This window comes from Catenulispora sp. GP43 (assembly GCF_041260665.1).
In the GTDB taxonomy this organism is placed as follows: domain Bacteria; phylum Actinomycetota; class Actinomycetes; order Streptomycetales; family Catenulisporaceae; genus Catenulispora.
Window position 1 is genome coordinate 79251 of record NZ_JBGCCT010000011.1, and the last position, 22817, is coordinate 102067.

Below are 22817 nucleotides of genomic sequence, written 5' to 3' on the forward strand. Positions count from 1 at the left end.
TCCTCACGACGTCTGCACCAGCGCCGTACCCGCCAGCAAATCCGCCGTCGGCACCTGAACCCCACCGGTGTCCGGCACCGCCGGAGTCGCCGGCACGACCGTGGCCGGCGCCCCCGCGGCGTTCGGGAACTGCGGCTGCACCGGCGGGGCGGCCACGTCGGTGAACGGGATCCCGCCCGGCGGCTTCGGCGCGTTCCACGTGCCCGACGGGGACGGGGTCTGGTGGGCGGCGGGGCAGGCGGTGGCGGCCGTGCCGAGGTCGGCGGGGGCCGTGTGCAGGGCCTGGCCGCGCAGGCAGTTTCCCTGTCCCGTGGTCGCGGTCGGGAAGGTCCAGCCGACGTCCACTCCGTTGGCCGCGAAGGTGTCGTCCAGGATCTGGTTGTCGTTCGGTGGGATGTCCTGGGTCGCGGTGATCACCAGGCCGGCGTCGGTGTTGCCGGTGACGCGGTTGTGCAGGAACTGGTTCGCGCTGCCGCCGTCGATGCCGATGCCGATGCCCCAGCCGCCGTCGGCCTGTTCGGGTGTCGCAGGCTGCTGATTGGCCGCGACCAGGTTGCCGGCGACCGTCGCGCCCTGCTGGGGCAGCAGCTTCTCCTGGTGGTCGGAGTCCGTGGTCAGGCCCACGCGGTTGCCGACCAGCCGGTTGCCGACGACGTACATGTCGCCGCTGGCGTTCGTGCCCTCGTAGCCGACGGCGTTCAGCTCGGCGATGTTGTCCCGGACCACGATGTGGCACGGCTTGCACTGCCCCACGTAGATGCCCGAGTCCGCGCCGCCCGAGGTGTATGAGTGCTCGATGGCCCCGTTCTGCGCCGAGAACGCGTAGATGCCGTAGAGGCCGTTGCGGGTCGCCGTGACGTAGGACACCAGGAAGGAATTCAGGAACGTGACCGGCTCGTTGCCCGTGTCGTAGTCGCCGCCGGACTCCGAGCGGCCGGCCGCGGCCTGCGCCGAGCCGGTCACCAGGACGCCGTTCTGGGTGTTGTCCTCCACCGTCAGGTTCTCCACCGCCACGCCGGGCGCGGTGACCACGACGCCGTCGGCCTGTTGCAGCTGCCCGTCGATGACGACCTTGTCCCGCGATTCGCCGCGCAGCGTGATCTGCGGCGTCTTGATCCGCACCATCTCGTGGTAGGTGCCCGGGGCGACCAACACGAGATCGCCGGGCTTGGCCAGAGCGACCGCGTCGGAGATGGTGGGGGCGTCGGCCGGTACGTGGATCGTGACGTGGGTCCCGGACGGACGCTTGCCCGCCGTCGACGAGTGGCCGGAACCGCCGCTGGCACAGCCGGCCAGCGCTACCGTCAGGACGCCGAGCACGGCGCACACGCGAGAACTCAAATGTGGCACGGCCCAGTTTGGCACGATAAGGCGATTCAGGACTCGGATTCACCCAACCGCCGGACGGTGTGGCAGTCTCTACGATGTGCGCCGAGCCGACCCGCAACCGTCCCGCCGCGCGTTCCTCGGAACCGCTGGAACCGCCGGAGCCGTGATGGCCGTCGGCGGGGTCGCGGGGTGCGATGCGCATTCCACGCAGGCCTCGGCAGCCCAGTCGCCGCACGACGCGGCCGCCGCAGCCGCTGGCACAGCGACGACCACCGTCGCCGCCGCCAACACACCGGTACCGCCGACGGGGCGCTACCAAGCCGGCATCACCACTCCCCAACCAGCGCAGCCCAATCTCCTGGCCCTGGTCGCAGACCTCGATGACAAGGCAGCGCCCGGACCGCTCCTCGCCGAACTCGGCCAGACCGTCCTCGCGCTCACCGCGGGGACCGAACCGCGAATGCTGGGCCTGGCCCCGGGCGATCTGACCATCACGATCGGGGTGGGGCCCCGGCTCGTGCAGAAGGCACCCGGCGCCCAAGCGGCCGGCGCCGCGCTGCCGGGGACGACCGACCTCCCGCAGTTCTCCCGCGAACAGATCGCCCCGCAGGCGCGCGGCGGAGACCTGCTGATCCAGCTGTGCGCCAGCGACGCGCTGGTCCTGCCGGTCGCCGCCGCCGCGCTGCTGGACCAGGCCGGGACGCGCCTCGCCGAACGCTGGCGCCAGTCCGCGCGGCGCGGCCCGAACACCCCGGTCGGGCCGGGACGGACCGCGCCGCGGAACCTGCTCGGCTTCCTCGACGGCATCGTGGGGCCGGCCACGACCGCCGAGCAGCAGGGCGACCTGTGGCTGGCCGGTCCGGCTCCGGTCGCCGGGGGCACCATCGCCGTGGTCCGGCGGATGGAGCTCGATCTGCGGAGCTTCGCCGCGCTGTCCGTTCCGCAGCAGGAGGCGGTCTTCGGCCGGCGCCGGGACAGCGGCGTCCCGTTGTCCGGCGGCAGCATCGCCACGAACCCGGACCTCGGCGCCAAGACCCCGGACGGCCGCTACCTCATCCCCGCCGACGCCCACGCCCGCCGCGCGCACGCGAACGTGGTCGGGGTCGGCCTGATGCAGCGGCGCTCGTACAGCATCGACGATCCGCGTCCCGGGCTGCTGTTCATCAGCTTCCAGAACGACCTGCACACCTTCACCGCCACGCTCACGCACATGGACGACTCCGACGCGCTCCTGGCGTTCACCACGACCACGGCGAGCGCGACGTTCCTGATCCTGCCCGGCTTCGATCAGCAGCATCCGTTGGGATCGACGTTGTTCGGCTGAGGCTCTCGGCTGAGCCTCACATCCCCGGCACCAGCACCGCCCGGCCGGCCACGCGACCGGCGGCAACGGCCGCCATCGCCTCGGCGGCCGCCTCCAGCGGGAAGGTCTCCGTACCGAGCGTCACACGGCCGGCGGCCGCCAGCGCCATCAGCTCACTGAGTTCGGCATGCGTCCCGATCTGGTTGCCGAGGATTGTCAGCTCCCTGTTGATCATGTCGAGGTGCTCGATGCGGACCCCGCCGCCGTAGCCGACGATCGAGTACACCGCGCCCTTGGCGAGCATGCGCAGCGCCTGCTCCGGGACCGCGCCCTCGCCGACCAGGTCGAGCACCGCCTGCGCGCCGCGTCCGCCAGTCAGGTCCAAGACGGCGTCCGCCGCCGACTCGGCAGGCAACGCGATGACGTCGTCCGCGCCGAGGTCGCGGGCAGTCCGGGCGCGCGCCTCGTCCGGCTCGACCACCACCACGCGGGCGGGCGTCAGGATCTTCAGCAGCTGCACCGCGATCTGCCCGACGCCGCCCGACCCGAGACAGACCACTGTCGCACCCAGGTCCGCGAACGGCGCCAGCCGCCGCACCGCGTGCATCGCCGTGAGCCCGGCGTCGGCGAACGGCGCCAGCCGGGCCGGCGAGGCATCGGGCGCCAGCTTCACCAACGCCCGCGCCGAAGTGCGCATCAGCTCCGCGTAGCCGCCAGGCCGACCGTCGACGCCTGGGAAGCGCCACGTCGCGCAGTGCATGTCCGCACCGCGTCGGCAGGCATCGCAGAACCCGCATGTGACCGCCGGGTGCACGATCACCGGGTCGCCGACCGCCAGGTGCGACACCCCCGCGCCGACGGCCGCGACCCAGCCCGCGTTCTCGTGGCCCAGCGTCAACGGGAGTCGCTGCGCGAACGCCGCCTCCAGGGCGCCCTCGACGATGTGCAAGTCGGTGCGGCAGATGCCGGCGCCCGCGATGCGGACGACCACGTCCTGCGGATCCTCGATGACCGGTTCCGGCACGTCCACGACCGAGACCGGCTGCCCGAACCCGACTACCTGTACCGCGCGCATCGCCTCATCCTTCCCGCACCAGGTGCACCATCGTGCTCATCGGGTCTCCGCCGCCGAGGGCCATCGGCAGTCCTCGGCTCAGCAGCACCGCGCCGTGGTGCACGATCCCGCTCCCCACGTCGCGGTATCGGCCGGCGGCATCGACACCGCGCAGCACGATCGGCCGTTCCATATGTGCGAACCGTCGCTCGCGCCGATAAACGAAGACCACGGCTTCGGAGCGGTCCGCGGTCACGTACTCGACTCCGCTCAGGTCCCCGGAAGCGTTGCCATGCGCGTACCGCACTCCGTGCTGCACGACAGGACGGATCCGCTTGTAGGCGCTGACCATCTCGCGCGCCGTCGCCAGCTCCGCCTCACTCCACTCCGCGAGGTCGCCGCCGATCCCCAATACGCCGGCCATCGCCACGTGGAACCGGAACTCCAGCGGGATGCGGCGGCCGGTGTGCGGGTTCGGCGAGTCGGTCACCCACGCCGACATCACGCGCGCCGGATACACCTGCGCGAACCCCTCCTGGATCGCGAGCCGGTCCAGCGCGTCGGTGTTGTCCGAGGTCCACACCTGGTCGACCCGGGCCAGCATCCCGGCGTCGAGCCGGCCCCCGCCGCCGCTGCACGACTCGATCCGCAGCGCCGGGTGGTCGGCGCGCAGCTTGTCCAGCAAGGCGTACAGGTTCTCCACATACCGCCGCCAGACGAGATCGCCTCCGCCCTCGCCGGCCTCCGGCCACCCGACCTCCGTGAACGGCCGGTTCATGTCCCACTTCAGGAAGCCGATGTCGTTCTCGGCGACCAGCTGGTCCAGCCGGCCGTGCACCCAGGAGGCCACATCGGGCCGCGCCAGGTTCAGCACCAGCTGGTTCCGGTGTTCGCTGCGCTGCCGGAAGGGCTGGTGCAGGACCCAGTCGGGATGCTCGCGGTACAGATCGGAGTCCGGATTCACCATCTCCGGCTCGACCCACAGCCCGAAGTCCATGCCCAGTTCTCGGACGCCCTTGACCAGCGGGGTGAGGCCGTCGGGGAAGCGGTCCGGATTGGGCCACCAGTCCCCCAGGCCCGCGCGGTCGGAGGTCCGGGCGCCGAACCAGCCGTCGTCCATGACGAACAGTTCGACGCCGAGGTCCGCCGCCTGCCTGGCCAGTGCCAGCTGTCCATCGAGGGAGACGTCGAACCCCGTCGCCTCCCACGAGTTGTAGACCACCGGACGCAGCTCCTCCGGATGCGGCAGGACGTGGTCCAGCACGTACGCGTGCCAGGCCTGCGAAGCCGCGTCGAAGCCGCCGTCGGTCCAGATACCGGCGCTGACCGGCGTGGTCAGGACCTCGCCGGGGGCCAGCGACCACACGGCGCCGTCCGGCCCGGAGCCCGCGGCCACCACGGCACGGTCGGCCGAGGTCCGTTCGACGGTGATCTGCCAGCTGCCGCTCCAGGCGAGGGCGCAGCCGAAGACCTGGCCGTGGGTCGCGCCCGCGGTGCCGTCGTCGATCATCACCCACGGGTTGGCGTGGTGGCCGGTGATGCCGCGGCGGCTGGTGAGGAGCGTCTCGCCGAACGGCGGCGACGACCGGTGCAGCCGGGTTTCGGCGGCCCAGCGGCCCCGGACCTGGCTCAGGCGATAGTCGGGCAACGGCGGCAGGGTCCACGAAGCGGCGTCGGCTCGCAGGATACTGATGGCCTGCGCGCCGGCCGATCCGGTGTGCCGCACCGCGAGCCGCCGCTCGATCACCGGACTACCCCTGCGAACCCGGTGACGGCTTTCCACAGCCAGTGGATAGTGGCGGTCGGCGAAGCCCAGGACGAGCTCCGCGGTGTCCTCGCCGGGGTTCTCAATCAGAGCGCTGACGAAGTCCAACTCCAGGTCGCGGGTTCCGTCGGCGAAGCGCACGGCCAGTTGGGCGTGGCCGAACTGGAAGGCCGCACCGGCCGCGAGTTCCAGCGGTCCCTCGACGTCCTCCTCGAAGGGCCAGGCGCCGCCATGACCCACCGCGCCGAACCCGGGTGCGGACACCCCGGCCGGGACCGGCGCCGCGACCCCGACCAGCGCCGCGGCCTGCTCCAGCTCGAGCCCTCGTCCCCAGTGCGCCGACAGCAGCCGGTCGCGGCCGTCCAGCCGCAGCACCGCGCACGAGCCGCCGGCGGTGACCAGCCAGGCCCGGGCCCCGGGAATCGACCGAATGAGCGTCATCATTCCCTTTCAGCCCTTGACCGCGCCGCCGGTCAGGCCCTTGACGAAGTGTTTCTGCAACAGGAAGTAGAAGACGACCACCGGCAGCGCCGCCAGGAACATCAGCCCGAACAGCTGCCCGTAGTTCGACTGGTGCTCGCCGAGCGCCCGGTAGACGCCGACGGTGACGGTCGTCCCGCCGACCGGCCCGAGGATGATCAGCGGATCCAGGAAATCGTTCCAGATCCACACGCCGAGGAAGATCAGCACGCTGGCGGTGGCCGGACGCAGCAGCGGGAAGACCACCGTCCAGAACGTCCGCCAGCGCCCGGCCCCGTCCAGCGCGGCGGCCTCCTCCAGCTCGATCGGGATCGAGCGGATGAACCCGGCGAACACGAACACGCCGAAGGGGATGTAGTAGCCGACGTTGAACGCGACCATGCCGGTCAGCGTCGTCATCAGATGCGTCAGCCGCAGGATCCGCACCACCGGCACCAGGATCACCTGCGGCGGGATCATCAGCCCGGCCAGCAGGACCAGCAGGGTCACGCGGGCGGACCGGCTGGGCGTCCGGGCCAGGTAGTGGCCGAGCATCGCCGACAGCACCGCGAGCACCACGATCGACACGGTCGTGATCTCGACGCTGTTGAGCAGGCCGTCCCAGTAGAGGTTGTCGGGGCGGTCCAACGCGGCCTTGAGGTTGTCCAGGGTCGGCGGCCACGGGACGGAGGCCGGCGAGCCGGTGATGTGGTCGCCGGGCTTGAAGACGTTCACCACGACCAGGTAGAGCGGCACCGCGAAGACCGCGGTGACGATCAACGCGACCAGGGGACGGACCCACGGCGCGCGCGACTCGTCACGCCGGCCGGACTGGACTCGCGCCGCCCGCTCTGTCTTCTCGACCACCGCCGTCACAGCTCCACCTCCCGTCGTTGCAGCAGCCGCAGCGCCACGCTCGACACCACCGCGACGATGATCAGCATCAGCACCGCCATCGCCGAGGCCATCCCGGTCTTGTTCTCGGTGAACCCGGTCTGGATGACGCCGTACGCGACCGTCGCCGTGGTCCCGGTCCCCGGGCCGCCGTGCGTGATCACCTGCACGTAGTCGTAGGTCTTGAAGCCGGTGATCAGCAGCATCACGGTGTTGATGGTCAGGGCCGGCGCCAGCATCGGCCAGGTGACCCGGCGGAACCGGGTCCACCGGCCGGCGCCGTCGATCGCGGCAGCCTCCAGAAGCTCGTCCGGTACCCCTTGCAGCCCCGCGAGGTAGACGACGGTGCAGAACCCGAGCAGCTGCCAGCTCGCGATCGATCCCACCGAATACAGCGCGATCGACGGATCGGACAGCCACCCCGGCGGATGCTTCACCCCCATCGAGCCGAGCACGGTGTCCAGCAGTCCGCCGTCGGTCAGCATGGCCTGCCAGACCACTGACACGACCACGGAACTGAGCACCACCGGCACGAAGAACACGGTCCGCAGCGCGCGGTAGAGCCGGCCGTTCCGGTTCAGCAGCACCGCGATCGCCAGGCCCGCGACGTTCGGCACGATCACGACGATCAGCGTGAGGACCGTGGTGACCCGCAGCTGCGTGCGGAAGTCCGGGTCGCCGAGCAGCTTCACGTAGTTGTGCAGCCCGGTGAACTTCGTGTTGGGCAGGAACGCGTCCGCGTTCGTGAAGCTGTAGCCGACGCTCAGCACCAACGGCGCGAACACGAAGCACGCGTAGAACAGGAGCCCCGGCGCGCCGAACCCGAGGAAGTACCCCAGGTTCGAGCGCCGGATTCGTGCGGATTTCCGAACGGGTCGCCGGGTACCCGGCAGCGAGCCTTGCAGCGATGTCATGGGGTGGCCTTGTACGTGGTGCCCGCCGTGGTGGCGAAGGTGGCCCGACCACCGGAGACGGTGACGGGGACGGAGGACCCGTTCGCGGTGACGGTCGCCGTTCCGGTGCTCCACGGCAGGACCAGCGTCGCGGTGCCGCCGGCCTGGCTCGTGAGCCCCACAGAGGCCACCGTGCCGCCGCTGATGGCGCTACTGACCAGGAAAGCGCCCTTGGCCAACAGGGTGAACGACGCGTTCCGCGCCGCCGGCCAGCACGGGAAGACCCGGATCGCCCCGGCCTCGCTCTGCATCAGCATGGAGTTCAGCGTCTCGATCGATCCGGAGGTCTCGATGCCGCCGCCGCCCTGGAAGTCGGTGTCGTTGCTGGAGCGCCACAGGTGCGCGATCGAGGCCTTGAACTTCTGGAAGAGATCCTCTGCGGGCCAGCCGACGCGGGCCGCGATGGTGAACTCCTTGGGGAAGCCGTTGTTGGAGTTGCCTCCCGACGTCACGCCCCAGGAGTTCATCTGAGTCAGGGAGTTGATCGCGTACTGGAGCAGGTTGGCGTCCCCGCCGATCGAGCACTGCTCGCCCGGGAAGATCACGCCTTCCATGTTGATCGGCTGGTTCCCCGGCTCGAACTTGTCCGGCAGGCTCGGGTTGTTGATGACCTCGGCGGTGTAGAAGACCGTGACGCCGTTGTAGGTCCCGGTCGGGTAGGCGCTGAGCTTGGTCAGGAAGTCCTGCCAGGTACTGTGCAGGTTCGCGTCCACGCCGAGGACCGCCGAGGTCTCCAACAGAGTGTTGACGACCTTGCGCGCGAACCCGAGGTCCAGGTTCGGGTTCGTGTCGTCGCCGCCCTCGTGGGCCGACGAGTGCTCGAACACCCAGCGCTTGCCGTCCCACACCGCGAAGTCCCGCCAGAAGGCATCCAGCTCCTTCAGCAGCGGATACAGCTGGTTCTGGAGGTAGGCGGCATCCCGGGTGTACTCCCAGTGCCAGATCAGCGGCAACACCGCGAAGGTGGCGTTCGACTTCTGGTCGGCGGGAAGCTTGGTGTAGTTCTTGCTGGACGCGACCGGGACGGTGGCAGGAGCGGTCTCGTACATGTGGAACGGTGCCAGGCTGCGCTGGAACGCCGTGCCCTGATACCCGGCGCTGTGCATCGCGTTCCGCTGCCACGGAACCTCGTTGTAGATCATGCGGCGGTAGGGCTCGGAGGCGTCGGCGTGGTTCGAGGAGAAGGCGCCGTAGTACAGGGCTTCCTCGTTGTAGTTCAGGAAGTACCGGCCGCCCCAGCTGGGGGTGTCGTTGGTGAGCCACTGGCCCCACAGCGACGGCGGGTTGGGCGCGCCGGTCCGGGTCGCGCTGCCGAGCACGTACTGCGCGTTGAAGTAGTAGGACTCCAGCTGCGAGTCGCCGACCACCACGTTGGAGCGGGTCCAGAAGTCCTGCCAGAACGCGGCATGCGTGCTCGCGGCGCTGCTGATCCATGCGGCGTTGATGGCGTTGGACGCGCTGACCGCCTGGTCGCGCAGCTGGGTCGGGGTCGGCGCGGTGGTCGGGTCGGAGACGTCCTGGGCATGCGAGCGGACGGCCGTCACCAGCGTCGCCGTCGCCCCTCCGGCCAGCGTGAAGGTGCCGGTGGCAGAGGTCTGCGACGAGGTCTTCGAGCTGCTGACCTTGGTGAACTTCGCGCCGACGAGCTGTGTCGCGGAGGCGGCGGTGGCCTGCATGCTGACGTTGCCGTTGCCGGAGGTGTTGTTCTGACGGGTCAGCCACAGCTGGGTACCGTTGAGTGCGCCCGCGCCGGCCGGGAACGCCGTGTCCACCGGGAGGACCGCCGTCGCCGTCAGGGTGACGGAGGAGCTGCCGGTCTTCGACGACAGCTGGGTGATCAGGACACTGTCGTTGTCGGCGGTCCAGGACTTCAGCGTGATGGTGGCGTTCGAGAGCGCGAGCACCGTGGTGACGGCGGCCCCGGCCAGGTCGGTGGTCATCGAGTAGCCGCTGGAGGCCGCGCTCGCGCCGGACGCCGCGACCGTCAGCGTCCCGATCGGCAGGATCGAGGGCTGCCACGTCACCGGGCTCGCGGTCTTGCGGTCGCTGCCCCAGAAGTCGCTCTTGCCGAGGGCGAAGGTCTGCTGGGTGGCGGAGGAATCGCCGACCACCACGCCGAGGTCGCCGTTGCCCAGCAGCATGCCCGGCGTGTACTTGTTCGTGACGACGCCGGAGATCGGCTTGGCGACGTGCGGGTTCACGGCGGCGAGCTGGGCCTGGACGGCCGGCCAGCTGATGCCGGCGACGGCCCCGACTCCGGTGGCGTCCGCAGCGCCCGCAGCGCCCGCAGCGCCCGCCGTTCCGGCGCCGGCCCCCACGAGAACCGCGCCGGCCCCGGCCGCCGCCGCGCCCAGCAAGGTGCGCCGGCCGACGAGCGGGTTTCCGATGCTGCTCATCTTCCCTCCTCGATGCGATAGGTGCGGTTTGCGATGGTGCGGAAGGTGACCCGGCCACCCGAGACGGAGGCCGGAACCCGGCCGCCGCGGGACTCGTCGACGACCCGGGCCGATCCGGAGCTCCAGGGCAGCTGGAGCGTGGCGTCGCCGCCGACCCGGCTGTGCAGCCGCACCTGGGCGACCGCCCCGGCCCGCTGCGCCGCGCTGACCAGGAACGCGCCCTTGGCCTGCAGGGTGAAGGACGCGTCGCGCGCCGCCGGCCAGCACGGGAACACCCGGATCACGCCGCCCTCGCTCTGCATCAGCATCGAGTTCAGCGCCTCGGTGGTGCCGGTGGTCTCGACTCCGCCGCCGCCTTGGAAGACGGTGTTGTTGGTGGGCCGCCACAGGTACGCGATGGAGGCTTTGAGCTTCTGCAGCAGGTCCTCGGCCGGCCAGCCGACGCGGGCCGCGATGACGAACTCCTTGCAGAAACCGTTGTTGGAGTTGCCGCCGGGGGTCACGCCCCAGGAGTTCATCTGTGTCAGAGAATTGATCGCGTACTGGAGCAGCATCGCGTCGCCGCCGATCGAACACTGCTCGCCCGGGAAGATGACGCCTTCCATGTTGATCGGCTGGTTGCCGGGCTCGAAGGTGGTGGGCAGCCCCGGGTTGTCGATGATCTCGCCGGTGTAGAAGACCGTGACGCCGTTGTAGGTCCCGGTCGGGTACGCGCTCAGCTTGGCCAGGAAGTCCTGCCAGACCGGACGCAGATCGGCGTCCACGCCGAGCACCGCCGAGGTGTCGAGCAGGGTGTTGATCACCTTGCGCGCGAAGCCGAGGTCCAGGTTCGGGTTGGTGTCGTCGCCGCCCTCGTGCGCGGAGGTGTGCTGGAAGATCCAGCGCATGCCGTCCCACACGGCGAAGTCCCGCCAGAACGCGTCCAGCTCCTTCAGCAGCGGGTACAGCTCGTCGCGGAGGTAGTCCAGGTCCCGGGTGTACTCCCAGTGCCAGATCAGCGGCAGCGCGCCGAACGTGCCGTTCGACTTCTGGTCAGCGGGCAGTTTGGTGTAGTTCTTGGCCGCCGCGACCGGGACCGGCGCCGGGGGCGTCTGGTACAGGTGGAACGGCGGCAGGCTGCGCTGGAACGCTGTGCCCTGATACCCGGCGCCGTGCGTGATGTTGCGCTGCCAGGCGACCTCGTTGAGGATCATCCGCCGGTACGGCTCGGAGAGGTCGGCGTGGTTCGAGGAGAAGGCGCCGTAGTACAGGGCTTCCTCGTTGTAGTTCAGGAAGTAGCGGCCGCCCCAGTTCGGGGTGTCGTTGGTGGTCCAGGCGGCCCACAGCGACGGCGGGTTGTGCACGCCCGAGCGCGTCCCGCTGCCCAGGACGTACTGCGCGTTGAAGTAGAAGGACTCCAGCTGCGAGTCGCCGAGCACCACGCTGGACCGGGTCCAGAAGTCGGTCCAGAACGCGCGGTGTGTGGCGCGGGCTTCGGACAGCCACCGGCCGCGGATCGACGTCGCCGCCGCGATCGCCTGGTCACGGAGGTCGTCGGGGGTCGGTGCCGGGGTCGGGTCGGAGAGGTCCTGGCCGTGTGAGCGGAACACGGTCAGCAGGACCGCTTCGCCGCCGCCGGGGAGGACGAAGGCGCCGTCGGCGGTGAGGGAGCCGTCCATGAGGACGGTCGCCGAGGCGACGGATGCCTTGTAGCTGACGTCGCCGTAGCCGACGGCGTTGTTCTGCCGGGTCAGCCACAACGCGCCGCCGGTCGCGCCGGACGCCGACGGATACGCCGGGTCGACGGGGAGCACCACGCTGGCGTTCAGCGTGAGATCGGCGTCGCCGTCGGCCGAGGAGATCTCGGTGATCAGGACGTTGTCGTGGTCGGCGGTCCAGGAGGTCAGGGTGAGGGTGCCGTTCGCCAGCGGCAGCACGGTCGTGACCTGCGCGGCGCCGATGTCGGTGACCATCGAGTAGCCCGTGGGCGCCGCGGTGGCACCGGGCGCGGCGACCGTGAGCGCGCCGACCGGCAGGATCGAGTTCTGCCAGACGAGCGGGTTCGTGGTCTTGCGGTTGTTGCCCCAGAAGTCGCTCTTGCCGAAGTGGAAGGTCTGCTGGGTGGCCGAGGAGTCCCCGACCACCACGCCGATGTCGCCGTTGCCCAGCAACATGCCGGGTGTGTACTTGTTGGTGACGACCTTCTGGATCGGGGCGGTCACGTGCGGGTTCACGGCGGCCAGTTGGCGCTTCACGTCCGGCCAGCGGACCCCGGACCCGCAGCCCTCGTCAGGTGCTTGGTCGGCGGAAGCAGGAGCCGCGAGGGCGATACCGGCGACCGATGCCGCGCCGGCGGCCCCGGCTGTCGCGGCGATCACCGCGCGGCGGCTGATGGCGTTCATGGGCTGTACTCCCTTCTCATCAGTTCTCGACGACGACCGGTTGGGCGTACTGCGACGAGGCGACGGCGGCCTCGACCATGGCCAGGCTGCGGAGGTTGTCGTGGCACTCGCCGTCCGGCGCCTCGCCGGTGCGCAGGGCGCGGACGAATCCGGCGAGCACCTCGGCCAGACCTGGGAACTCAGGGGACTGCGGTTCGACCGGCAGCGTCTCGGAGGGCGGCTCGGGCTGCCCCTCTTGGCGCGCCGGGGTGAGCACCGGCGCGCCGACGCCGTCCCAGACCGCCGAGCCGCCGGCGCCCTCCAGGTACCAGCGGCCGGTCCAGGACGTGAAGCCCGAGCGCGCGGTCCAGCAGCCGGTGAAGGCGAAGTGCAGGCCCCCGTCCATCTGGAACAGGGCCTCGGCGGAGTCGTTGCCGGGGTACCAGGACCACGGGGTGCGGTAGGCGGTGCAGAACACCGACCGAGCGTCGGCGCCGGTGACCGCGCGCGCCGCGTCGAACAGATGGATCGCCATCTCGCGCAGCAGCGGCTCGTCCCAGAGGTGGACGTAAGGTCCGGCACGGTGCGGCAGGCGGAAGTCGATCTCCAAGCGGGTGAGCGGGGCCAGGCGGCGGGCCGCCTCCTTCAGGGCGCGGGTGCCGGACAGTTGGCGGCGGTCCTGGGTGACGGCGAGCAGGCGGCCGGTCCGTTCGGAGACCGCGCACAGGTCGCGGGCCTCGGCCAAGCTCATGGCCATCGGCTTCTCAGACAGGACCGCACAGCCGTCTTCGAGGGCTGCGGTGGTCACGGTGCGGTGCGCGGCCGGCGGAGAGCTGTTGAAGACGATGTCCGGGGCCAGGTCTGCGAGAAGCGCGGCCAGGTCGGTGCCGATCGCGAGGTTCTCCGGGACATCGGAGCCGGCCTCCTTCACCGCCTCCCGCAGCGCCGCCTCGTCCAGGTCCACCCAGCCGACCAGCTCCGTGTCGGGCTGCCGGGCGATCTCCCGGGCCCAGTTGCGGCCCATGAACCCGGCGCCGACGATGACCGCGCGCAGCGGTCCGGGCGTCGTGATCGTCGCGAATCCGCTCATCGGTCCCACCACCCGACCGGCGACGGCTCGTCCACGAAATGCTTGGCGATCGGCCCGGTCGGCGCGGCCCAGCGCACGGCGTTGGCGATCACGTCCTGCACCTCCTTCTGGTGGTACACCGGGCACTCCTGGTCGCCGGCGCCGAAGTAGAAGATCCGGCCGGCGCCGCGGGTGTAGCACAGGCCGCTGCGGAACACCTCGCCGCCGGTGAACGAGGACACGAACACCAGCTCGTCCGGGTCCGGGACGTCGAAGGGCTCGCCATACATCTCGTCGTGCGGGATCACCAGCGGCTGCGGGATGCCGGCGGCGATCGGGTGGCCGGGCTTGACGGTCCACACCAGGTGCCGGTCGTCGCCGTGCCGCCAGCGGCGGTCCGCGCTGGTGCCCAGCAGGGAGGTGAACAGCTTGGAGCCGGCGCCGGAGTGCAGGACCACCAGCCCCATGCCGTCCAGGACGCGGCGGCGGATCCGGGCGACGGTCGCGTCGTCCATCTCGGCGTGCAGCAGATGGCTCCACCAGACGAGGACGTCGGTGTCCTCCACGGCCGCCGCGGTCAGGCCGTAGCCGGGCTGGTCCTGGGTCGCGGTTCTGATGGCTGTACCCGAGGCGGGGCCCAGCCTTTCGGCCAGGGCCGCCGCGACGGTGCCGTGGATGCCGAGCGGATAGCGTTCGGCGATCTCGGGGCGGGTGAGTTCGTGGTGGTTCTCGTTGAAGACCAGGACGCGCATCAGCTCGACGCCTGCTTCGCCCACTCGGAGTCCAGATACGACGCGGCGTCCTTGGCGGACTTCTTGCCGAGCATCACGTCCTCGACCGCGCCGTAGACCACGTCGACCATCCCCGGCAGCAGCGCGTCGTCGCCGGCCTCCCAGCTGAAGGCCTTCACGACCGTGCCCTGCGTCTGCGCCTGCTGGTACAGCTGGTAGGACTCCTTGAACACCGGGCCGGTCGTGGCCGGCGGCGTGTAGCCCTTGATCGCCGGGAAGAGCGCGTCGCTGAGGACGTTGTTGTCCAGGTTCGATTTGTCCAGTTGGAAGGCCAGAGCGAACTTCTTGGCCAGGTCCAGGTTCTTGGCGTGCGCGCTGACCTCCAGGCCGCCGCCGGTGTAGGCGGGCATGACGAGCTTGCCGTCGTCGGTGGGCCAGGCGAACACGCCGATGTCGTCCTTGATCGGGCTGGCGTCGGCGGCCGAGGCGAACCACACGCCCATCGGGTACATCGCGCCGCTGCCGTCCAGGAACGCCTTCTGGCTGTCGGCGTAGTTCCGGGACAGGCCGGAGCGGTCGATGTAGCCCTTGGCGGCCAGGTCGCCGACCCGCTGCAGGGCGTCGACGAAGTCCGGGTCGGAGAACTTCACCTTGTCGGTGTGCCGCTCGACCAGCCAGTTCGGGTCCTGGCGGTACACCTGGGTGGCGACGGTGGCCGACAGCGGCAGCACCGCGGCGAAGGCGTCGGAGCCGCCGCCGACCTGGAACGGCAGCAGGCCCGCGGCCTTGAGCCTGGCCGAGTCGTCGAGCAGCTGCTGGTAGGTGGTCGGCGTGCCGGTGATGCCGGCCTTGGCGAACATCGACTTGCGGTAGTAGACCATCGGGATGGTCTGGGTGTTCGCAGGAAGCTGATAGACCTTGCCGCCGATGGCGCCGCCGTCGGGGACCTCGAAGTTCGTCAGCTCACCGGGCTGCCAGGCGTACAGGTCGCCGGCCTGGGCGAAGCCGGTCGGCGTGACCGCGATCATCACGTCGGGGAACTGGCCGGAGGCCTTGAGCTGCTTGGCGTAACTGGTGCGGTCGGCGGTCGGGGACACCAGGCGCTTGACCTTCATGCCCGGGTACTGGTCGGTGACGCGCTTGATGGCCGCGTCCCAGTAGGCCGGGGTGAGGTTCGGGGTCTCGAAGGTCAGGAACGTGATCGTGTTGTCGCCGCCGCCACCGCTGCCGGAACTGGATCCCGAGTTCCCGCCGGCCGCGGAGCAGGCGGACAGGGCCAGAGCGGCGCCGGCTATGAGCGCGACCAGAGCCTTGGCCGAAGTCGGTGCCAGGTATCGACGTATGAACATCCACTGCCTCCCGGGGCTTGGGGGATGTGCTCCCGTGAGCGCTCACGGGAGCGCTCACGGGAAGTAGAGTGGTGCAGGTCACACACTCTCGTCAAGACCTGTTACGGGATTGCCGCGCCGACCACGGCTCAGGCCGAGCCGCGCACCCGCAGCTCGGGGCGGACCACGACCGGCTCCGGCGTGCGCCCGGCCAGCAGTTCGGCCGCCGCGGCGACGGCGAGTTCGCCCATCCGCCGGATGTCCACGTACACGGAGGTGATCGGCGGCTCGACCAGCTCCCCCAGCGGCAGGCCGTCGAAGCCGACGACCGCGAAGTCCTCGGGCACCCGGAGCCCCGCGGCTTTCAGGCCGCGCACCGCGCCGACGGCGAGGACGTCGTTGTAGGCGAACGCGGCGGTGAGCTCCGGACGGCGGGCGTGGAGCGACCGGGCCGCCGCGGCGCCGCCCTCGACGGTGCGCGGCGCGCTCTCGACGTCGTCCTCGGTGGCGTCCAGGCCCAGTTCCCGCGCGACCGCCAGGAAGCTGGTCCGCCGCTTGTCGCGCGGATCGGCCGCGCCGTCGATCATCCCGATCCGCCGATGCCCGGCCGTGGCGAGGTGCTCCACCGCCAGCCGCACGCCGGCCGCGATGTCGATGCCGACGCCCGGGGCGTGCCCGGCGTCCCAACCGGGGTCCAGGACGGCGAACGGCACGCCGAGCCGCACCGCGTGCGCGAAGACCTTCGGCGTGGTGAGGAACCCGGCGCCGACGTCGGCCTGGTCGGCCAGCGTCGACAGCGCCAGCACCTCCCGCTCCGGGTCCTCGCCGGTGTCGTAGAGCACGACCTGCCAGTCCCGTTCCTGCGCGGCCCGCAGCACGCCGGAGGCCAGCTCGGGGAAGAACGGGTTGCCGATGTCGGAGATGATCAGCCCGAGCGTGGTGGTGTCCTGCCGGATCAGGCCCCGCGCGAACCGGCTCGGCCGGTAGTTCAGGCTGCGCGCGGCGTCCAGCACCCGCCGCTTGGTCTCGGCGTCGATCTCCGCCTTGTCGTTGACCGCCCGCGACACGGTCTGCCGCGACACCCCGGCCAGCCTGGCCACGTCCTCGATGGTCGCGCGTTTGACCCGGGACTCCGGGGAAACGTTCAAGGTCGCCTCCTGCCGCCAGCGGAACGCCACGAAGGAACGGCGCCCCCGCTACGGGGACGCCGAACGCACGTGATCGGGGCGCCGCCGCCCCGGGTTTCACGGTACTCGATGAGGCGGGGGGCTTGGGGCAGGCGGGAAGCCTCAGTTGTGGATGACGCACCCGCTGGACTTGTTGCTCCACAGCGGCTGCATCGCGAACGTCCCGGTGGACAGCGTCACCTTCTGGAAGCCGCTCTCACACTGGTCGCCGATCTCCTCGCCGTTCGGCGCCACCCAGCCGTTGCCGGCCTGGGGGTCGCTGATCGACTCGGCGTACTCGTGGCCCTCGACGATGCTGAAGGCGTCCAGGTGGCCGCCGAGCGCGCTGTTCGGGCAGCGGCTGCCGGCCGGGGCGTCGAGCTGGTAGGGCATGTTGGTGTAGGAGACCGAGCCGGAGTAGTCGTGGTAGGCGCAGAAGCCGGAGCTCGGCCAGCCGTCGGGGTGGGTGCCGTGCGCGCTGAGCACGACGATCTGGGCGTTGGCGTTGCCGGAGACGCCGAAGTGCGACGCACCCCGGTTGCCCTCGTTGGCCACCGCGTTGGCGCTGGGGTTGGTCGGCTCGGCCTTGGAGTTGTCCATCCACAAGCCGCCGAACACCGCGCCGTTGAAGGTCGGCCCCTGACCGCTGGAGTCGGTGTACTGCGAGGTGATGGTCGACCAGTTGTCCCCGGTCGCCCCGAGGCCCTTGAACATGCTGGTCAGGTACGCCGGTATCCCATTGGTGTCCTTGTTCCACTGTGACCCCCAGAATACGAGGTACACCACCGGGTGCAGCTGGACGGGCCCGCCTCCGTAGTCCATGTTCTCCCCGGCCTGCGCGGCCTTCGCGGTCACGGTGTACCCGGCCACGTGCTGCGGGCCGTCCGAGGCCTGTCCGGTGCCGGCGGTGGCGCCGACGAGGCCGGCGGCCATGATGGCGGCGGCCGCGGCGATTCGCCCATTCCTGTTCACGCGCATGCTGAATTGCTCCCAACTCAGTGCTTTGGCATGGATGTGCGGTCACCGTGAGGGTAATCGCGGGAAAGGGGTTCGCATACCCTTGATAAGACCCTTGGCCGACCCGTGCCCTCGCTCGTGAAGGCCTGGCGGACCTGGCAAAACCCCCAACCTCCCGCCCCCGCCCCCGCCCACCTCCGTAGACTCGTCCCATGGCTCCCCACGAAACGACGCAAACGGTGACCGACGCGGACGACGTCCTGCGGCGGGTCTTCGGCTACGACTCGTTCCGTGGTGCGCAACAGAAGATCGTGGAGCACGTCATCGGCGGCGGCGACGCGCTGGTGCTGATGGCCACCGGCGGCGGCAAGTCGCTGTGCTACCAGATCCCGGCGCTGGTGCGGCCGGGGGTCGGGGTGGTGGTCTCGCCGCTGATCGCCTTGATGCAGGACCAGGTCGACGCGCTGACCGCGGTCGGGGTGCGGGCCGGGTTCCTGAACTCCACGCAGGACCCCGACCAGCGCCGGTTCGTGGAGCAGATGTTCCTCGCCGGCGAGCTGGACCTGCTCTACCTCGCGCCGGAGCGGCTGCGCTCGGAGTCGACCCTGCAGCTGCTGGACCGCGGCAAGATCTCACTGTTCGCGATCGACGAGGCACACTGCGTCTCGCAGTGGGGCCACGACTTCCGGCCCGACTACCTGGGCCTGTCGATGCTGCACGAGCGGTGGCCGGACGTGCCGCGCATCGCGCTCACCGCGACCGCCACCCAGGCCACGCACCGGGAGATCGCCGAGCGCCTGAACCTGGGCGGCGCCAAGCACTTCGTCGCCGGCTTCGACCGGCCGAACATCCAGTACCGCATCGTGCCGAAGTCCGAGCCGAACAAGCAGCTGCTGGACCTGCTGCGGACCGAGCACGCCGGGGACGCGGGCATCGTCTACTGCCTGTCGCGCGCCTCGACCGAGAAGACCGCGCAGTTCCTGGCGAACAACGGCATCGCGGCGCTCCCGTACCATGCCGGCCTGGACGCCGGGACGCGTGCGAACGCGCAGTCCCGCTTCCTGCGCGAGGACGGCCTGGTCATCGTCGCGACCATCGCCTTCGGCATGGGCATCGACAAGCCGGACGTCCGCTTCGTGGCGCACCTGGACCTGCCGAAGTCGGTCGAGGGCTACTACCAGGAGACCGGCCGCGCCGGCCGCGACGGCCTGCCCTCGACCGCGTGGCTGGCCTACGGCCTGCAGGACGTCGTCCAGCAGCGCAAGATGATCGCCTCCTCGGACGGCGACGACGCCTACCGCCGCCAGCTCACCGCGCACCTGGACGCCATGCTCGCGCTGTGCGAGACCATCGAGTGCCGCCGGGTCCAGCTGCTGAACTACTTCGGCCAGCCCGGCGAACCCTGCGGCAACTGCGACACCTGCCTGAACCCGCCGCAGTCCTGGGACGGCACGGTCGCCGCGCAGAAGCTGCTGTCCACGGTCTACCGCCTCAAGAGCGAGCGGCGGCAGCGCTTCGGCGCCGGCCAGTCCATCGACATCCTGCTGGGCAGGCAGACGCCGAAGGTCACGCAGTTCAGCCACGACCAGCTGAGCGTGTTCGGCATCGGCACCGACCTGTCCGAGCCCGAGTGGCGCGGCGTGGTGCGGCAGCTGCTGGCACAGGGCCTGCTGATGGTCGAGGGCGACTACAGCACGCTGGCGCTGACCCAGGACAGCGGCGCGGTGCTGCGCGGCGATCGCAAGGTACTGATGCGGCGGGAGCCGGAGAAGCCGGCGCGCGCGGCGAAGGCGAGCCGGTCGTCGTCGGCCGCGGTCGAGGAGCTGGGCGAGGAGGCCCGGCCGATCTTCGAGAAGCTGCGCGCGTGGCGCGGCGCGACGGCCAAGGAGCAGGGCGTCCCGGCGTACGTCATCTTCCACGACGCGACGCTGCGCCAGATCGCCACGCAGGCCCCGACCTCGCTGCGGCAGCTCGGCACCATCAACGGGGTCGGGGAGAACAAGCTCGCCAAGTACGGGCAGCCGATCCTGGACGCGCTCGCCGAGGCCCTCGACCGGCCGGGGAGCTCGGAAGGCGCGGAAACTGCGGGAACTGCGGGAACTGCGGGAAGCGCGGAGCGCCCGGAGCGCCCCGCGCCTGAAGAGCCGCCTGCCGAGCTCGACTTCGAGGAGCCTCCGGAGGAGGACTACCCCGATGAGTACTACGCCGAGTGAGCGTTACAGGTGAACCCTTGCGCTACAGGTAGACCCCGTCGATCTCGAACGACTGCACGGTGTCGGTCGTGAACCACGACCAGAACACCTTGCCGTGCAGGAACGTGTCCGCGTGGTACGTGTACGCGTCCCCGCCGGCGGTCTGCGTGGCCCACCGGCCGACCAGACCGTTCCCGCCGGAGCCGGTGACGGTGGTGAACTTCGAGAGGTCGAAGTTGATCCACTGCGCGGTCCCGTAGTTGGTGCAGACGATCACCAGCTTGTGGTTCACCGGGTCGTAGGCGGCCACCGAGTTGTGGTCACCGCTGTCGATGATCCGCATGCCGGGCCGGATGTGCCGGGTGAACTGGGCCAGGACGTAGTACTTGGGGTTGACCGCGCCGGTGGTGCCGGCGGCCTCGTCGCACTGGATGGCGCCCCAGCCGCCGCCGTCGAGCACCTGCCAGTAGACCCAGGCCGTCGGATGCAGCCAGGTGAGGTCCAGGTTCAGGTTGCTCGCCAGCGACATGCCGGAGGCGTCGCCCTCGCCGTACTCGGAGTTCCAGAGCACCTTGCCGGCCGACTTGGCGGCGTCGTAGAGCAGGTCGCGGCGGCCGCCGCCGTACTGGTAGCCGTGGGTGTTGATCTTCCCGACGTTGCCCTGCGCGGTGCCGCCGAGCCCCTGCCAGGTCGCGGTGGCCTCGTCGTAGGTGTTCTCGTCGGAGGCGGCGACCGGGGTGCCGTTCAGGCCGCGGCTGTTGAGTTCGGCGCGCAGATAGTTGATGACGGTGGCCTGGGTCGAGACGTCGAAGTGGCAGCCCTCCTGCGAGCTGCTGTCGGCCTTCCACCAGCCGGAGATCGGCTCGTTGAAGGCCTCGACGGAGGTGAACTGGAAGCCCCAGTTGTCGTGCGCGTACTTGGCGATGGTCGCGAGGTAGACGGCGTGCTGCTGGTAGTTCCAGGACTGGAGGTTGTCCGAGGTCCCGTCCGCCGACCCCGAGGGGTTGTGGTTGTAGCACATCCACCACATCGGCGAGTTGGAGAACAGCTCGAAGTGGTTGACGCCGCGGTCGCGGGCCTTCCAGAGCATGTTCCGCTGCGGGGCGTCGACGTACCAGTTCCAGCTGGAGGAGGCCGGGTCCTGGGAGTACCAGTCCAGCCAGTAGCCCTCCATCTGCCGGGTGGACTGCACGGCCGCGCCCTTGACCATCGTCGCGCCCCCGATGGAGTTCCAACTGCAGGCGCCGGCGTTGTAGCGCACGATGTTCAGGCCGAGGCCCGGCAGCGTGCCGCCGTTGTAGGGGGCGGAGTTGAGGGTGAAGAAGATGTCCGCGATGTCGTCGCGGTTCCCGAAGGCCTTGGCCCACCAGGCCAGGGAGGTGCCCCAGCCCTCCCACGTGCCCCAGGAGGTCCCCGGATCGACCGTGGTGGTGTAGTCGGCGTTGGCGTCGGACACCCCGAGGGTGGTGAACGCCGCGGCGGTGGCGGCGGTCGTCGCGGAGGCGGCGAGGAAGGTACGTCGGCGCATGCTGTTATCGGCCACGGATGTCAGGCTACAGATTCAACAGGTTTGCGAAAGCCCCTCGAGCTGCCCGATCGCCCGGCGTGTCGCCCTTCTGCCGCGGCACCCCCGCCGCTCCCGCCGCTGTGCCCGAGCCGGATAGCTGACCTGCGGCGCAGCGGCCGAACCGGTTACCGCAGTGACAGCCCGTTCGGCTACGGTAGCCGTGCCGGACCGAGAACCGCGCCGGACCGGTCCAACGGAGGGGATCACACTTTGACGTCGAGCATCCCGAGCATGGCGGTCGCCGCCGTGGCGGCCGCGTCCATAGTCCGCGGGCTGTCCAAGGGATACGGCTCGCGGCGGGGCCAGGGGGCCGCGGGGAAGGCCGGTCGGGCCGCGCAGCCCGACGCCGTGAAGCCGGTGCCGATCGACCGCTCGCACGGCGATCCGGAGCTGGCCGCGCTGCGGCAGGCCGCGCGGGTGGCCGACTGGCCGGGCATGGAGGCGATTCTGCGGCCGGTGCGCGAGCGCGGTGACTTCGAGCGGTTGACCTTCCTGGTCGCCAACGTCGAGGACCTCGGGGGCGACTTCCTGCTCAAGCTGCCCGAGCAGCTGCCCGGCGACCCGCTCGCGCTGAGCGTGGCCGGTGCACGGCACTCGGCGTGGGCCTGGGAGGCGCGCACCGGCTATCGCGCCTCGCAGGTGTCCGAGGAGCAGTTCCGGGTGTTCCACGAGCGGCTGCGGGTCGCCGAGGAGTACCTGTACACGGCCGCCGAGCTCGATCCGGCCAGTGCCGCGCCCTGGTACACGCTGTGCGTCACCAGCCGCGGGCTCGAGCACGGCGCCGACATCACCCGCCGGCGGTTCGAGGCCGGGGTCCGGCGCGCGCCGGACCACGTCGGCCTGCACCGGCAGATGCTGCAGCAGCTGTGCGCGAAGTGGGGCGGGTCGCACGAGGAGATGCACGCCTTCGCCGCCAAGGTGTTCCAGGACGCACCGCCGGGCAGCGGACTCGGCGAGATCGTCGCGCAGGCCCACCTGGAGCACTGGCTGGACCTGGAACAGGGCCCCGACGACCTCTACATCCGGCACGCGGAGGTGCTCGGGGAGCTGCGGCGGGCCGCCAACGCCTCAGTGTTCCACCCGGCCTTCGCCCCCACGTCCTCCCCGTACACCGCGCTGAACGCCTTCGCGATGGCCTTCTGGCTGGCCGACGACAAGGACTCCGCGGGTCGGTTGTTCGAGCGGATCGGGGACCACGCCACCAGGGCCCCGTGGCGGTATCGCGGCGACCCCGAGCGGGTGTTCGCGGTGGCACGGCAGGACTGCGTCAAGAAGCGAAGGAAGTAGGGGAGCC

16 protein-coding genes are annotated in these 22817 nt (G+C 70.6%); 3 read left to right on the forward strand and 13 right to left on the reverse strand.

Annotated features, from left to right (window positions below; all coding sequences use genetic code 11):
- Positions 1 to 3 precede the first annotated feature (3 nt).
- Positions 4 to 1329 carry a right-handed parallel beta-helix repeat-containing protein gene (locus ABH926_RS23165; protein ID WP_370367813.1) on the reverse strand — a complete coding sequence of 442 codons (1326 nt, stop codon included), beginning with the start codon at positions 1327 to 1329 and terminating at the stop codon, positions 4 to 6.
- A 97-nt stretch (positions 1330 to 1426) separates the two neighbouring features.
- Here ABH926_RS23165 and ABH926_RS23170 point away from each other — a divergent pair, with 97 nt between their 5' ends.
- Complete coding sequence (locus tag ABH926_RS23170; RefSeq protein WP_370367814.1) at positions 1427 to 2653, forward strand: Dyp-type peroxidase; 1227 nt, start codon at positions 1427 to 1429, stop codon at positions 2651 to 2653.
- A 16-nt stretch (positions 2654 to 2669) separates the two neighbouring features.
- Here the strand turns inward: ABH926_RS23170 and ABH926_RS23175 are convergent, their stop codons facing one another.
- From ABH926_RS23175 to ABH926_RS23225, 11 genes are all read right to left on the reverse strand, one after another.
- Positions 2670 to 3707, reverse strand: coding sequence for an NAD(P)-dependent alcohol dehydrogenase (locus ABH926_RS23175; RefSeq protein WP_370367815.1), 1038 nt, complete (start codon positions 3705 to 3707; stop codon positions 2670 to 2672).
- Between the two features lie 4 nt (positions 3708 to 3711).
- Entirely contained in the window at positions 3712 to 5892 is a 2181-nt protein-coding gene (locus ABH926_RS23180) for an alpha-galactosidase (protein ID WP_370368012.1), read from the reverse strand.
- A gap of 9 nt (positions 5893 to 5901) precedes the next feature.
- Entirely contained in the window at positions 5902 to 6699 is a 798-nt protein-coding gene (locus ABH926_RS23185) for a carbohydrate ABC transporter permease (protein ID WP_370368013.1), read from the reverse strand.
- A gap of 83 nt (positions 6700 to 6782) precedes the next feature.
- Positions 6783 to 7718 (reverse strand): carbohydrate ABC transporter permease, encoded by a 936-nt coding sequence (locus ABH926_RS23190; RefSeq protein ID WP_370367816.1) that lies wholly within the window; start codon positions 7716 to 7718, stop codon positions 6783 to 6785.
- Positions 7715 to 10153, reverse strand: coding sequence for a glycoside hydrolase family 95-like protein (locus ABH926_RS23195; RefSeq protein ID WP_370367817.1), 2439 nt, complete (start codon positions 10151 to 10153; stop codon positions 7715 to 7717). Before ABH926_RS23195 ends, ABH926_RS23190 begins: the two co-directional genes overlap by 4 nt.
- Complete coding sequence (locus ABH926_RS23200; protein ID WP_370367818.1) at positions 10150 to 12534, reverse strand: hypothetical protein; 2385 nt, start codon at positions 12532 to 12534, stop codon at positions 10150 to 10152. The genes ABH926_RS23195 and ABH926_RS23200 overlap by 4 nt, the downstream gene beginning before the upstream one ends.
- Positions 12535 to 12553: 19 nt before the next feature.
- Positions 12554 to 13603, reverse strand: coding sequence for a Gfo/Idh/MocA family protein (locus tag ABH926_RS23205; protein ID WP_370367819.1), 1050 nt, complete (start codon positions 13601 to 13603; stop codon positions 12554 to 12556).
- On the reverse strand, positions 13600 to 14358 hold the full coding sequence (locus tag ABH926_RS23210; protein WP_370367820.1) for a ThuA domain-containing protein: 759 nt from the start codon (positions 14356 to 14358) through the stop codon (positions 13600 to 13602). Before ABH926_RS23210 ends, ABH926_RS23205 begins: the two co-directional genes overlap by 4 nt.
- The gene (locus ABH926_RS23215) at positions 14334 to 15662 is read right to left on the reverse strand and encodes an ABC transporter substrate-binding protein (RefSeq protein ID WP_370367821.1); all 1329 of its coding nucleotides are present in this window, start codon (positions 15660 to 15662) and stop codon (positions 14334 to 14336) included. Before ABH926_RS23215 ends, ABH926_RS23210 begins: the two co-directional genes overlap by 25 nt.
- Before the next feature lie 128 nt (positions 15663 to 15790).
- On the reverse strand, positions 15791 to 16789 hold the full coding sequence (locus ABH926_RS23220) for a LacI family DNA-binding transcriptional regulator (RefSeq protein ID WP_370367822.1): 999 nt from the start codon (positions 16787 to 16789) through the stop codon (positions 15791 to 15793).
- Between the two features lie 141 nt (positions 16790 to 16930).
- Positions 16931 to 17785 carry a hypothetical protein gene (locus tag ABH926_RS23225; RefSeq protein ID WP_370367823.1) on the reverse strand — a complete coding sequence of 285 codons (855 nt, stop codon included), beginning with the start codon at positions 17783 to 17785 and terminating at the stop codon, positions 16931 to 16933.
- A 191-nt stretch (positions 17786 to 17976) separates the two neighbouring features.
- Here ABH926_RS23225 and recQ point away from each other — a divergent pair, with 191 nt between their 5' ends.
- The gene (gene recQ, locus ABH926_RS23230) at positions 17977 to 19977 is read left to right on the forward strand and encodes a DNA helicase RecQ (RefSeq protein ID WP_370367824.1); all 2001 of its coding nucleotides are present in this window, start codon (positions 17977 to 17979) and stop codon (positions 19975 to 19977) included.
- A gap of 22 nt (positions 19978 to 19999) precedes the next feature.
- On the opposite strand, the gene ABH926_RS23235 is transcribed toward recQ, so the two are convergent.
- Complete coding sequence (locus tag ABH926_RS23235) at positions 20000 to 21484, reverse strand: glycoside hydrolase (protein WP_370368014.1); 1485 nt, start codon at positions 21482 to 21484, stop codon at positions 20000 to 20002.
- A gap of 270 nt (positions 21485 to 21754) precedes the next feature.
- On the opposite strand from ABH926_RS23235, the gene ABH926_RS23240 reads away from it, so the two are divergent.
- Complete coding sequence (locus tag ABH926_RS23240; protein WP_370367825.1) at positions 21755 to 22810, forward strand: hypothetical protein; 1056 nt, start codon at positions 21755 to 21757, stop codon at positions 22808 to 22810.
- Positions 22811 to 22817 lie beyond the last annotated feature (7 nt).

Bases quoted from the DNA above. Each gene is read 5' to 3' on its own strand.
- ABH926_RS23235 (WP_370368014.1), bottom strand. From the start codon at position 21,484: ATGCGCCGACGTACCTTCCTCGCCGCCTCCGCGACGACCGCCGCCACC.
- ABH926_RS23175 (WP_370367815.1), bottom strand. From the start codon at position 3,707: ATGCGCGCGGTACAGGTAGTCGGGTTCGGGCAGCCGGTCTCGGTCGTG.
- ABH926_RS23240 (WP_370367825.1), top strand. From the start codon at position 21,755: ATGGCGGTCGCCGCCGTGGCGGCCGCGTCCATAGTCCGCGGGCTGTCC.
- ABH926_RS23225 (WP_370367823.1), bottom strand. From the start codon at position 17,785: ATGCGCGTGAACAGGAATGGGCGAATCGCCGCGGCCGCCGCCATCATG.
- recQ (WP_370367824.1), top strand. From the start codon at position 17,977: ATGGCTCCCCACGAAACGACGCAAACGGTGACCGACGCGGACGACGTC.
- ABH926_RS23215 (WP_370367821.1), bottom strand. From the start codon at position 15,662: ATGTTCATACGTCGATACCTGGCACCGACTTCGGCCAAGGCTCTGGTC.
- ABH926_RS23180 (WP_370368012.1), bottom strand. From the start codon at position 5,892: ATGACGCTCATTCGGTCGATTCCCGGGGCCCGGGCCTGGCTGGTCACC.
- ABH926_RS23205 (WP_370367819.1), bottom strand. From the start codon at position 13,603: ATGAGCGGATTCGCGACGATCACGACGCCCGGACCGCTGCGCGCGGTC.
- ABH926_RS23195 (WP_370367817.1), bottom strand. From the start codon at position 10,153: ATGAGCAGCATCGGAAACCCGCTCGTCGGCCGGCGCACCTTGCTGGGC.
- ABH926_RS23200 (WP_370367818.1), bottom strand. From the start codon at position 12,534: ATGAACGCCATCAGCCGCCGCGCGGTGATCGCCGCGACAGCCGGGGCC.
- ABH926_RS23190 (WP_370367816.1), bottom strand. From the start codon at position 7,718: ATGACATCGCTGCAAGGCTCGCTGCCGGGTACCCGGCGACCCGTTCGG.